Origin of the sequence: Psychrobacter sp. H7-1 (genome assembly GCF_904846585.1) — a bacterium.
Classification (GTDB): domain Bacteria; phylum Pseudomonadota; class Gammaproteobacteria; order Pseudomonadales; family Moraxellaceae; genus Psychrobacter; species Psychrobacter raelei.
Genome location: NZ_CAJHBH010000005.1, coordinates 1 through 12,647 on the forward strand (window position 1 = coordinate 1; position 12,647 = coordinate 12,647).

General features: G+C 45.1%; 10 protein-coding genes. 5 read left to right on the plus strand and 5 right to left on the minus strand.

The annotated features are described in order from the left end of the window. The first annotated feature begins 394 nt into the window (after positions 1–394). The 5 genes from JMX92_RS02965 to JMX92_RS02985 all read left to right on the plus strand — a co-directional run bounded on the left by JMX92_RS02965 (position 395) and on the right by JMX92_RS02985 (position 6,111). Positions 395–2,152, plus strand: coding sequence for an L-lactate permease (locus JMX92_RS02965; RefSeq protein ID WP_201543835.1), 1,758 nt, complete (start codon positions 395–397; stop codon positions 2,150–2,152). A gap of 71 nt (positions 2,153–2,223) precedes the next feature. Then, the gene (locus tag JMX92_RS02970; RefSeq protein ID WP_201543836.1) at positions 2,224–3,435 is read left to right on the plus strand and encodes an alpha-hydroxy acid oxidase; all 1,212 of its coding nucleotides are present in this window, start codon (positions 2,224–2,226) and stop codon (positions 3,433–3,435) included. Positions 3,436–3,627: 192 nt separating this feature from the next. Beyond that, positions 3,628–4,374: a rhomboid family intramembrane serine protease gene (locus JMX92_RS02975; protein ID WP_011960900.1), complete on the plus strand. Its 747-nt coding sequence runs from the start codon at positions 3,628–3,630 to the stop codon at positions 4,372–4,374. An 84-nt stretch (positions 4,375–4,458) separates the two neighbouring features. Next, positions 4,459–5,250, plus strand: coding sequence for a MipA/OmpV family protein (locus JMX92_RS02980; protein ID WP_201543837.1), 792 nt, complete (start codon positions 4,459–4,461; stop codon positions 5,248–5,250). A gap of 81 nt (positions 5,251–5,331) precedes the next feature. Then, positions 5,332–6,111 carry a hypothetical protein gene (locus tag JMX92_RS02985; protein ID WP_041773340.1) on the plus strand — a complete coding sequence of 260 codons (780 nt, stop codon included), beginning with the start codon at positions 5,332–5,334 and terminating at the stop codon, positions 6,109–6,111. 112 nt (positions 6,112–6,223) lie between these two features. Here the strand turns inward: JMX92_RS02985 and JMX92_RS02990 are convergent, their stop codons facing one another. From JMX92_RS02990 to nuoK, 5 genes are all read right to left on the minus strand, one after another. Continuing rightward, on the minus strand, positions 6,224–7,048 hold the full coding sequence (locus JMX92_RS02990; RefSeq protein ID WP_011960903.1) for a ferredoxin--NADP reductase: 825 nt from the start codon (positions 7,046–7,048) through the stop codon (positions 6,224–6,226). A gap of 148 nt (positions 7,049–7,196) precedes the next feature. After that, positions 7,197–8,672: an NADH-quinone oxidoreductase subunit N gene (locus tag JMX92_RS02995; protein WP_201543839.1), complete on the minus strand. Its 1,476-nt coding sequence runs from the start codon at positions 8,670–8,672 to the stop codon at positions 7,197–7,199. Further along, on the minus strand, positions 8,672–10,405 hold the full coding sequence (gene nuoM, locus JMX92_RS03000) for an NADH-quinone oxidoreductase subunit M (RefSeq protein ID WP_201543841.1): 1,734 nt from the start codon (positions 10,403–10,405) through the stop codon (positions 8,672–8,674). Before nuoM ends, JMX92_RS02995 begins: the two co-directional genes overlap by 1 nt. A 1-nt stretch (position 10,406) precedes the next feature. Further along, complete coding sequence (gene nuoL, locus JMX92_RS03005) at positions 10,407–12,281, minus strand: NADH-quinone oxidoreductase subunit L (protein WP_201543842.1); 1,875 nt, start codon at positions 12,279–12,281, stop codon at positions 10,407–10,409. Between the two features lie 4 nt (positions 12,282–12,285). Further along, entirely contained in the window at positions 12,286–12,594 is a 309-nt protein-coding gene (gene nuoK / locus JMX92_RS03010) for an NADH-quinone oxidoreductase subunit NuoK (RefSeq protein ID WP_041773740.1), read from the minus strand. Positions 12,595–12,647: the final 53 nt, after the last annotated feature.

Here is a 12,647-nt window from a genome sequence, read left to right on the forward strand (position 1 = left end):
AACCGCACCTGCTGTGATGGCAGGATTGTTCCAGTGGCTTAATTTTAACGAACTGGTAAATCATTATTCCCCTGACAAACTACGTCAATTCGCTGATGCGGCTAGTAAATTTGTGTAGATACCTATGCTTTATGGCTTTGGGAACCATTACGTGCCAATAAGATCTGTAAGTCAGCCTATTTTATAATTCAAAAATACTAAGTAGAGAGTACAGTTGCGCTCTACTTTGGGAGCTTTATTCCCTAATTGTTATGCCTTACGTCAGAGATTAAAAAGCAGATGCCTTGATATAGTGCTGCCAACTCCCTTTATTATTAATGATCTGATTGATTGACTTATTGGTTATGTCTTAAAAATACCCGCTAAATCCATTCGCACTATACAAGGATGTTTTATGTATACTTTTTTGGCTTTAACTCCCATCTTGGCGGTTTTCTTACTGTTGGTGGTGCTACGGCTTCCAGCTAAAATTGCCATGAGTCTCACTTTTGTGATAACTGCACTACTGTCCTTACTGGTTTGGCATACTTCAGGTGCCCAAGTCGCAGCTGCCTCTTTAAATGGCGTGATTGTGGCACTGACTATTTTATTTATTGTTTTTGCCGCAATTTTGCTGCTAAATACCTTAAAAGAGAGTGGCGCTATTATTGCCATTCGTAGAGGCTTCATGGATATTTCACCCGACCGCCGTGTGCAAGCCATCATCGTGGGTTGGTTGTTTTGCTCATTGGTAGAAGGCTCTTCAGGATTTGGCACGCCCTCTGCGGTAGGTGCACCTCTGTTATTGGCACTGGGCTTCCCTGCTATGGCGTCTGTCATGGTGATGCTTATCATTCAATCCACACCCGTCTCTTTTGGTGCAGTAGGCACGCCTTTATTAGTAGGTGTGTGGTCAGGTATTGAAGGTAAGCAAGACTTAACTCAGTCTATCGCGCCAATGAGCCCTGAAAACTACCTATTACAAATCACCGCTAACGTAGGCTTATTGCATGCACTCATCGGTGTACTCATTCCTCTTATCCTCAGTGCTTTTTTGACCCGCTTCTTCGGTGAAAAAAGATCATTTATTGAAGGTTTAAAAGTCTGGCCATTTGCTTTATTCGCCGGTATCTGTTTTACGCTCCCTTATTATTTAGTCGCCAAATACCTAGGTCCCGAATTCCCCTCTTTGGTCGGCGGTTTTATTGGTCTTATGATTGTGGTACCTGCAGCCAAACGTGGCTTTTTGATGCCAAAAGAAACCTTTGACTTCGGTCCTAGAGCTGCTTGGGATAAAGATTGGGTAGGCACATTGGCTGAAGAGAAGTATGATGATACTGTCGCACCTAGATTTTCTATCGGTCGTGCTTTTTCTCCTTATATTATCGTCATCGCTCTATTAATTTTGACCCGAGTGATTGCCCCGTTAAAAGCATTTTTAGTGGGAGACAGTGCGACTTTAACTTTCTCCAACTTATTCGGTACCGAAATATCCAGTAAAATACAGCTACTCTATTCTCCAGGTAGCATATTAATTATCACCTCACTACTATGTGTGTGGCTATATAAAATGGATGGCGCTTCGATTAAGCGCAGTTGGAGTGGCTCAGCTAAAACCATGATGGCAGCAGCACCAGCGCTTTTATTCTCGGTGCCTATGGTGCAAGTATTCATCAACTCAGGCTCCACAGCAGACTTGGCCACCAGCTTGCCTGCCATGCCTATTTTATTGGCACAAAGTGCTGCAGATGCGTTCCATGATACTTGGCCACTAATCTCACCTTGGATTGGGGCTATGGGCGCTTTTATTGCCGGCTCTAATACCATTAGTAATATGATGTTCTCATACTTTCAGTGGTCCACAGCAAGTCAAATTGGTCTGGGTCCTGACTTAGCTGCGCAGATCGTCGCATTACAAGCCATTGGGGGCGCAGCAGGCAACATGGTATCGGTACATAACGTGGTGGCTGCTTGTGCTGTCGTGGGCTTGGTCAATAAAGAGGGCTATGTTATCCGTAAAACCTTAGTAGCCATGACTTATTATGTGGTTCAAGCTGGCTTCTTAGGGATGGCGTTAATTTTTGGCAACGTTATGTGGTGGATGATGGCAGTGGCTTGGCCGATAGGCTTCTTGGTCATTATGTCGTTAACGACAAAAGGTGCAAAGGCCTAAATGCCTCATTAATAATAAAAAAGCACTAAAATTTACTGTATTTTAAAACCGTCATTAATAAGAGGGCTGATATGAAAGACTTAACCAAAATGACCGAGATTGAAGACTTGCGCCGAGTAGCTGAGCGCAAAGTACCGCGCATGTTTTATGATTATGTCGACTCAGGATCATGGACGCAGACCACTTATCGTAACAACGAAACCGACTTTGACCGTATCAAATTACGCCAGCGCGTGTTGGTCGATATGGACAACCGCAGCTTAGCAACTCAGATGATCGGTGAAGACGTAAAAATGCCTATTGCCATTGCCCCTACCGGCTTTACCGGTATGATGTGGGCCAATGGTGAGATGCATGCCGCTAAAGCCGCCAAAGACTTTGGGGTACCTTTTTCACTGTCCACCATGAGTATCAACTCTATTGAAGATGTGGCCGAGTACACCAACCATCCTTTTTGGTTTCAGCTGTATGTGATGCGTGATAAAGACTTCATGGCCAATCTGATTCGCCGCGCTAAGGAGGCCAACTGTTCAGCCTTGATCTTGACTGCGGACTTACAGGTACTTGGTCAGCGTCACAAAGACATCAAAAATGGTCTATCTGCACCACCAAAACCCACTTTGGCCAATATCTTAAACCTAATGACCAAGCCTGAATGGTGCTTTAATATGCTGGGCGCCAAGCGCCGTACATTCGGCAACATCGTGGGCCATGCTAAGGGCGTCGGCGACTTGTCGTCATTGTCTTCTTGGACCGCTGAGCAGTTCGATCCTAGCCTAAGCTGGGATGATGTTGCCCGTATTAAAGACATGTGGGGCGACAAGCTGATCATCAAGGGCATCATGGAGCCTGAAGATGCCATTTTGGCTGCCCGCAGTGGCGCAGATGCTATGGTTATCTCAAACCACGGTGGCCGCCAATTAGATGGTGCGCCCTCCTCTATTGCCTGCTTGTCTGAAGTGGTGCAAGCGATACAAGCTGAGAAAAGCGATATTGAAGTGTGGCTAGACAGCGGTATCCGCTCAGGTCAAGACGTACTAAAAGCCATTGCTTTAGGCGCTAAGGGCACCATGGTTGGACGCGCTTTTTTGTATGGCTTGGGTGCTTATGGTGAAGATGGTGTGCGCCGCGCATTAGAGATTTTATACAAAGAGTGCGATATCACTATGGCATTTTGTGGTAGAACCAACATCAGCGACGTCACAGATGACATCTTGGTCAAAGGCACGTATGAGTATCTTAAGACCTCTATTCCGCAAGTGGCACCCATTCCTTGGGGCTAAATGGCGGCGGTCATTAGCTTCGTTAAATAAGCGCCATTAATTACATACCAGTCAAAGCGTCGAGCATATCGAATGCAGTGACTGGTATTTTTTTGCCCATAAATCTTGGTGGCACCTGCGGCGCTGAACCATATCTACCTTGAATATGTACCTATGCTAAAATAGCCGCACCATGCACCACTAGCCTTGATTATGACTATAAAAACCTTATTTAGCCGAGCCCCAGTCACTGCCTTATTGTTAATAAGCTTCGTTGGCTTATTTGTCATTCAGGTGGCCTCCGGCGTCGATATTAATGAGCCAAGCTTACCGTCTTTGCTGAAGTGGGGCGCTAATGCCCTACCCTATACCGTAGGCTATGAACCTTGGCGGTTAATTAGCAGCGCCTTTTTGCACATCGGCTTGATGCATTTGTTATTTAACTGCTTTGCCATGTACTACTTTGGCCAAGCTGCAGAAGTCAGCTTCGGCTCGATAAAATTTTTATTACTGTTTTTACTATCGGCCGTGGGTGGTAACTTACTTAATAGCTATGTTACTTGGTGGCAGATATTTTACAATAACGGCGCACCCGGTATATCAGCAGGTGCTTCAGGCGGCATTATGGGCATAGGCATGGCACTGCTAATGGTTGAGCTGCTCAAAAAAAGCCTACTCAAATTCCCAAGCCATGGCAAAAATCCTCAGCTAAGAAGCCTGGCGCTGATTATGGGCATTAACCTGATGTATGGTTTTGCGGTACCTGGTATTGATAACGCAGGACATATTGGTGGCGCACTCACTGGTGCTGTATTAGCAGTGGGAATCATGGTGGGGTATCGCTACTCGATACTGGGAGATAAACCGTTATTTAAGGCGTTACCTTGGCTGATTTTTGCTATTATTACCATTATTTTTTATCAGTTATGGCTAGACTTACATCTACAGATAGGGCTATAGTTAATTTATTATGGCAATCGCGCCAATTTTTTGAATAGCCCTCTGTACTCCTAGACGACTTTCCTTTATATAAAGAGCCTTGTTATGACAAAGATGACACAAACCGCCCTGAATACTGCTGTGCTAAGTGCCGGTATCATGATGCTGGCCACTACTGCCGCTCAAGCTGCACCTACCACTACGTCCACAGCTTCCAGCGAAAAAATGGGCTTGAGTGTGGGTATTAACCTTCGAGCCGAAAAAAGCGCCTATGATATGGACAACACCACCTCTGTGCTACCCAGCTTATTTTATGACAATGGTCAAGTCTATGCCCGTGGCAGTCAGTTGGGTGGTTATTTGATTAATGATGATGTCAATGAGGTGGCCGGTTTTATTCAGCCAGGTGGCAGTCAGTTTGATCCCGATGATGCTGATGGTGCAATGGCACAATTAGATGAGAGAAAATGGTCAGGCATGGTAGGTGCCAGCTATATGCGTAAAACACCAGTCGGCGGTTTTCGTGGTCAAATTGCAACAGACGTTACTGGCCGCAGCGAAGGCACAGTCGCTCGTCTAACGTACCTTGCCCGCTTAAATCCTGGCAAATGGACCATTTACCCCAGCGCAGGTCTTGAGTGGGTAGATAAAAACTACAATGAATACTACTACGGTATTAGCGAAAAAGAGTCTGCTAAATCAGGGCTAAACCCCTACAAGCCAGACTCAAGCATTAGTCCTTATGTAAGCATTAACGGTACTTATGATTTAAATAAAGACTGGGATATTTTTGTCGGTCAAAGCATCAACTATCTGGCAGATGAGCAGCGTGATAGCCCTATGGTAGATGACCGTTTTAACTTCACCACCACCGTCGGGGTGATGTACGAGTTTTAATAGTCAATCTTGACAGCAGGTTTAACGCTCAGCGTTTAGTAGATTTTCGCTTACCCCATGCCCACACAAAGAGAATTTTACGTGCAACATACTCAGCAACCTATTAGTGATACGACCGATGAGCTTTATTCAGATTATGATGAGAGTTTAAAGTTTAGTATCTCCGATATGTGGTCATCCTTTACTGGCAAAGTTAAGGCTGTGTATGGCAAGGCGGCAAACTCTGTCGATGATGAGTTCTCCTTGCCGGTTAGCCAAGATCAGGTCAATGCGGCACTAAAAAAGTTCGTCACCGATAATGTGAGTCAAATTCTTGAGCTACGGGTGGAGCTACATGATGATTGGTTTCGTCTGTTTTGTACCATTGATGTGGCTGGTGTGTATGCGGAGATTGCCAGTAACTTTGGCTTAGTACATGTTCAAATCGACCGCGATGTGCAGCGCTTTGTGTTCGCCCAGCAGACCAATACCGATGTGATCAAGTTAAACTGCGAGTCATTTTTAAAGCGTACAGGCATTAAGTTTGTGATTTGGTTTTATCACAGTGTGCTAAAAAAAGACCCACTTGGCTTTATTTTAAGTAAGATTAATATTGCTCGCCCAAAAGATAATATCATCTACCTAGATATTAACCGCTGGCTAAAACGCAATAAAAAAATCATCAGCACCTTGCACAAGGTTCAAGTCAATTACGGTCTGGTAGAAGAAGAACAGTTAGTACTAAAAACCAAAGTTAACGTTCGCGACTTATTGTCTAACACCAGCTCTGAGGACATTATCACCCCAGATGATGAGCCTGAGCTGCTCAAAGGCCCCACCAACCCTATCAGTGATGCCATTAGCCCAAGTCAAGAACAGTAAGCTTAACCCTTGCATTACTGTGGCCGTGATAGTGCCAGATACGCCATAAAGACAAAACAAAGCCCCTAATTAAGGGGCTTTGCTGATTAAGGTGAGTGCTAAGCTGATATCGCTACCAATAATTCTCTACTGCAATGTTACCCACCCCGCGGCGGTTCATCACCAGACCCATCTGCTTTAAGGTCTCTTTGGTATCTTCCACCATCTCAGGGTTACCGCATAGCATAACATGCGAGTGCGCCACGCTAAGCTTATGCCCCACAAAGCTTTCAAGCTCACCGTTTAATAGCAGCTCAGGCAGGCGTTTGCTCAAAGCCCCTGCTACCTCTTCACGAGTCACAATTGGCACAAAGGTCAGCTTGGCAGGATTATTGACCAATCCTCCGAAGTCCTCTTCTAGCTGCTTAATGCGCTCAATGTATGCCAATTCTTGTTCATTACGGGCACTGTAGGCTAAGATAATATACTCATAATCTTCCCACGTTTTTAAATCTTGTAGCATAGATAAAAACGGCGCCAACCCAGTACCGGTAGCCAGTAGCCATAAGTCTTTTGGTAAAGGTTCTTGATAGCGTGCTAACGTTAAAAAACCAAAAGGTGTGGTGTTCAACAACAGCTCATCGCCTACTTGCAAATGCTGAAGCTGCGATGTAAAAGCTCCTTCTGGAATGACAATTGAGAAAAACTCCAACACCTCATCATAAGGTGAGGAAACAATAGAATAGGCACGGTAAATATCTTCATTGGGTGCCTCGCTCTCACTGCTGTTATTTTGCAAATGATAGGTTAAGCGGCTTGGGTTGACCCCTAAGCGCACAAATTGACCGGCCGTGAATTTAAAGCTGTTAGGACGGGTGACTGTGAAGCTAAATAAAGTCGGCGTCCAAGTGGTTTTTGAGAGAACCGTTACGGTTTGAATGTTATCAGAATCACTCATAATATCTTCTTATTATTAAGACGTTATGCCCCTTTTATGGGAACAAAAAAAATGCTTGTAGAGCAAATTTGCCCTACAAGCATATCATATCACAGCCATTAACTCATCTGATGCAAGCGGCTATCTGCTTCATTATAGCCTAGCGCCATTACCAGATAATAGATTTGGTGGCCCAAACAATAAAGTCATTCGGTAGAACACCCACATATAACACAATTAGGGTCACTAAAATCACCATAATACCACCCACTTGAATACCCCAGTCGCCCAGCGCATCAAATTCGATAGTTTTGTTAGGACGCTTGAACAAGGTAAGCATAACGCGTAAGTAGTAGAACAAACCAATGGCACTACCTAAGATAATCATAGCCGCTAAGAACCACTGATCACCATCGACAGCAGAAACAATCGCGAAGAACTTAGTGATAAAGCCTGCAGTCAATGGAATACCGGCCATAGATAATAGCATAACGGTCATTACCCCAGTCAGTACCGGACGACGCCAGAATAGACCTTGATAATGATACAGCTCAGAGGCTTCCCCTGCATCCTTATAAGTACTCGACATTAGGGTAATTACGCCAAACAGACCCAGTGAAGTCAACGCATATATGGCCATATACATATTGGTGATCGAGTAAGCCCCTGGACCAATACTGACCGCAACAACCAACACATAACCCATGTGCGCAATAGAGGAATAACCCAATAAGCGCTTAAGATTGGTCTGGCGTACCGCCAATAAGTTACCAATTAAAATAGACAACGTAGCGATAACCATCAGCAGCGTATTTACTGTTGGCAATGCTAAGATAGCGCCATCTAGTAAGAAGCGAATGGCCAAAGCCATCATAGCCACTTTGGTCACTGAAGCTAAGTAAGTGGCTACCGGTGCAGGTGCGCCTTGATACACATCTGAGGTCCAGATATGAAAAGGTGCGGCTGATAGTTTAAAGGCAATACCAAAGGTCATCATTGCCGCACCTAAAATCATCAAAGGTGACTCAAATACATAAGTTAGTGAGTGAGCAATCTCTTTGAAGTTTAAAGTGCCGGTTGAGGCATAAATAAAGGCCATACCCATAAGTAGCGTGGCTGAAGCCGTGGCAGATAAGACCAAATACTTCAAGCCCGACTCTAATGAACGGCTGCGCATGAAGGCATAAGCCAACATACCGTATAAAGGTACTGATAATAGCTCCAAACTCATGAAGAAAGAAGCTAAGTTATGCGCAGATACCATCAATAAGGCACCGATGGTCGATAGTAACAATAATAAGTACAGCTCTTCTTTATGATCTTTAAAGGTTCTAAAGTACGGATAAGCTAAGGTACAACAGGCCAGTGAGGCTAGGAAAATAAACACCATGTTGAACTGAGCAAAAGGATCAACCATAAACATACCGCTGATCACAACTTGCTCAGGTACCCCAAACCAGCCCATCATTTGACCCACTAACACCAGCAGACCTGCATTTAGGCCAAGGACGGTTAATGTGCCTGTCAAAAAGTGTGAACGCTTTACCGCAATGGCGATCATTACCACCAATAAGGTGGTGGCAACGATACCTACAGGGGCAAAGGGCAATAAAACAGGCCAAGCATCTGCTACAAGATTATTCATTAACGTACCTCCCCTGTGGCAACTGCTGATTGGACTGAATCTATGACATCAAAATTCACAACTTCATGATAAGTGTAGGCATTATTAATCCACTGCATGGCATGGCTGGAGGTGTCCAAAACAGGTTGTGGGTATAAGCCCAACCACACTAGACCGATTGCCAGTACCAACAGCAAAGTCAGCTCGCGCTTGTTTAAATCATGTAGCTTAACTGATTTGTCAGCAGGCACTTCCTCTTCATAACTGTGATTAATCTTATGGCCTGCAGGCGTGGCTGTCGCATAAGTCGCCTTAGCAAGTTGCGCCTTAGCAGCAACAGACTGAGCGGTTTTTGCTACAGCGGTTTCAGGTACGGTTTTTTCACCAAATAAAGCACGGTAAATGATAAGTAGTGAATATAAACCTGCCCACACCAAACTAAATGTCGCTAAGACAACAAATACAGGATACTGCTCAAAGGCACCTAACAAAATTAGGATCTCACCGATGAAGTTGCCTGTACCTGGAATACCCAGCAGTGAGGCACAAAAGAACATCAGCAGCGGCGCGTAGTAGCGGAACTGTCCCCACATACCGCCCATTAAAGGCAGCTCGCGGGTATGTAAACGCTCGTATAACTGACCGGCCATGATAAATAGCGCAGCAGAAGACAAGCCATGCGCCAACATCTGTACCATCAAGCCTTGTAAGCTGATTAAGGTACCGGCATAAATAGCTAAAATAACAAAGCCCATGTGCGAGACACTGGTATAAGCCAATAGACGCTTAATATCAGTTTGCATAAAGGCAAGCCAAGCGCCATAGAAGATACCGATGGCCCCTAAGGTCATAGCGATAGGTGCAAATTGCTGTGAGGCTTCTGGGAATAATGGCAAAACAAAGCGGATCAGACCATAAGCGGCTGTCTTAATTAAGATACCGGCTAAGTCAACAGAACCTGCTGTCGGTGCCTGAGCATGCGCATCGGGCAACCAGCCATGAAAGGGCATAACAGGCAGCTTAACTGCAAAACCGATAAAGAAGCACAGCATGATGGGATATTCCCAACCACCCAGCGGTGTCCCCAACAAGTCATTGTAGTTAAAGCTAAATACGCCGGAGCTGCGGTAGTTCATCAGTACCAATAATAAGATACCAATCAACATAATGAGACCAGAAGCTTGGGTGTAAATAAAGAACTTGGTGGCTGCGTATTCTTTAGTCTTACCATTGGTGGCATTGTGGCCCCAGATGGCAATTAGGAAATAGATAGGAACTAACATCATCTCCCAGAAGAAGAAGAACAAGAATAAATCGATGGCCAAAAACACCCCGATTACCCCGCCCAAGCTCCATAACAGGTTTAGATGAAAAAAGCCCACGCGGCGTTGAATCTCACCCCATGAACAGCCCACGGCCATGATACCTAGGAAGGCAGTCAGTGAGACCATAAGCAGTGACATACCATCAAGCGCTAAGTGGAAGCTGATACCAAATGACTCAATCCAAGGCACACTAAACTCTGCAAACCAAGGCAATTGAGCAGTCGGTGCCAACACTTGCTGGCTCATACCGGCAAAGGCGCCTTCACGCCATAAAACCAAGCTTAAGCCAAAGGTGATGATCATGCCGATCAAAGCAATCCAGCGTGGCAGACGATTATTAATTTTCTCTACTAACCAGCACAGCGTACCCGCAATGAACGGGGTTGCAATCAATGCTGGCAACATCCAAGCTAATTGAAATTCTGTCATCTTAAATCACCGTCGTCATGACTAGTATCAATAACACTGCCATCCCCAGTCCAAAGCTTGTGGCATATCCTCGAAGTGACCCTGTCTGTGTCATGGCCATCACTTTATTACCTGCAGAAGCAATTGCTGGTAGGATGTTCCATGTTTTATCAACAGGATCCGCTTTAAGTAATTTACCGATGAATAAAAATGGTTTTACAAATATTAAGTCATATAAAGCATCGAAGCCTAAACCATGGTAGCACCAGTAATAAATAGCGCCGCCTAAGCTTGAAGCTTTGAATTTAGCGAGAAGCTTACCACCATTAACCACATAAAGTAGCACGGCAAGAATAAGGCCTGATGCCATCGCTGCCATGGCAATAAACTCTGCCGTGTGCTTGGCATGCGCGTCACCATTCATCTCTAACACATGACCCACGCTTTCAGGCAATACGCCTTGTAGCGGCGGCGTAATTAACGCACCCACTGCGGTCGACAGTACCAGTAATACAATAAGTGGAATCTGATAAGACAGACCGGATAGCTTGTGCGCATGAGTCTTTTCTTCACCAAAGAAGGTAAACCAGATCATACGGAAAGTATAAAGTGAGGTTAATAGCGCACCAAATACTCCCATGTAGAACAAGACTTGGTTACCTGTGGCATAGCTTTCCCACAAAATGGCCTCTTTTGAATAAAAGCCCACCGTAACCCAAGGAATAGCTGCCAAAGCGCCGCCACCAATAATGAAGCACCAAAATACCAGTGGAATCTTCTTACGCAGACCGCCCATCTTAAAGATATTTTGCTCGTGGTGAACGGCAGTAATTACCGCACCGGCTGACAAGAACAATAAGGCTTTGAAAAAAGCGTGCGTCATCAGGTGAAAAATAGCCCCTTGCCAAGCACCTACGCCCAACGCTAAGAACATATAACCGATCTGACTCATGGTTGAGTAAGCCAAGATACGCTTGATATCAGTCTGTGCCAAAGCACAAAAACCTGCGACTACTAAGGTGATTGCGCCCACAGCGCCTACCCAATATAGCAGCACGCCTGGCGTTAAGATAAATAGCGGATGTAGACGGGCAATCAGATAAACCCCTGCTGTTACCATGGTCGCTGCGTGGATCAGTGCAGAAACTGGCGTCGGACCAGCCATCGCATCAGCAAGCCACGTGTGTAGTGGAATCTGAGCTGACTTACCCATAGCACCGCCCACCAACATCATGGTTGCCAGTACTAAAGTTGAGTTGTTGGCGGCGAACATTTGCGGCGCTTGAGTAATAATGTCTTGAATGTTTAAAGTGCCAAACTCACGGAACAATAAAAACAGACCAAAGGCCAAGAACACGTCACCCACACGAGTTACCGTAAAGGCTTTCATTGCGGCACGGCCATTGGCTCTATTGTCAAAATAAAAGCCAATTAATAGGTAAGAACAAATACCCACGCCTTCCCAGCCTAGATACAATAGCAATAAGTTATCTGCTAAGACCAATAACAGCATGCTGGCAACGAATAGGTTCATGTAGCTAAAAAAGCGGGCGAAGCCTTGATCACCTTTCATGTACCAAGAGGCAAATAGATGAATCAAAAAGCCCACACCGGTAATGACGCCAGTCATGGTTAAGGCTAAGCCATCAAAGCTTAAGCCAAAGTTTGGCGCAAAATCACCCACCTGTAGCCAAGTCCATAGCGGAATATTAATGACTGTGCTTGGATCGTTTTGTGATAAATAGGTGTATGAGGCAATCAGTGCACATAAGGCAGATAGCCCCATGCTGCCTACGCCCAACCATTTGGCTGAAACTTCAGGCAAACGATCACGCATAAATGCCAAAATCAAAAAGCTGATCGCTGGAAAGATAAAGGTTAAAGGGAGTAAGCTCATAGTTTTAACCTCTCATCTCGTTGGCCGAATCAACATCTAAATGACCGCGGCGATGGTAGAACTGCAATAAGATTGCCAGACCCAATGACGCCTCAGCAGCCGCTAATGTTAAGATAAAGATAAACATAATTTGACCGTCTGCACTTAACCAATGACTGCCTGCGACTATAAACGCCAAACCTGCGGCGCTCATCATAATCTCTAAGCTCATCAGCATAAATAAGAAGTTACGGCGCACCATAACACCACATAGGCCAATAGCAAAAATAATGGCGGCCAGTATCAGGCCATGTTCCATAGGAATTGGGCCCAATATGGTGGGATCTGCTGTCGCAAATGTGGGCGTGTCTTGTACCGTTTCAACAG

Coding starts and splice junctions, on each gene's coding strand:
- JMX92_RS02965 (WP_201543835.1), top strand. CDS start 395: ATGTATACTTTTTTGGCTTTAACTCCCATCTTGGCGGTTTTCTTACTG.
- JMX92_RS02980 (WP_201543837.1), top strand. CDS start 4,459: ATGACAAAGATGACACAAACCGCCCTGAATACTGCTGTGCTAAGTGCC.
- nuoM (WP_201543841.1), bottom strand. CDS start 10,405: ATGACAGAATTTCAATTAGCTTGGATGTTGCCAGCATTGATTGCAACC.
- nuoL (WP_201543842.1), bottom strand. CDS start 12,281: ATGAGCTTACTCCCTTTAACCTTTATCTTTCCAGCGATCAGCTTTTTG.
- JMX92_RS02970 (WP_201543836.1), top strand. CDS start 2,224: ATGAAAGACTTAACCAAAATGACCGAGATTGAAGACTTGCGCCGAGTA.
- JMX92_RS02995 (WP_201543839.1), bottom strand. CDS start 8,672: ATGAATAATCTTGTAGCAGATGCTTGGCCTGTTTTATTGCCCTTTGCC.
- JMX92_RS02975 (WP_011960900.1), top strand. CDS start 3,628: ATGACTATAAAAACCTTATTTAGCCGAGCCCCAGTCACTGCCTTATTG.
- JMX92_RS02990 (WP_011960903.1), bottom strand. CDS start 7,048: ATGAGTGATTCTGATAACATTCAAACCGTAACGGTTCTCTCAAAAACC.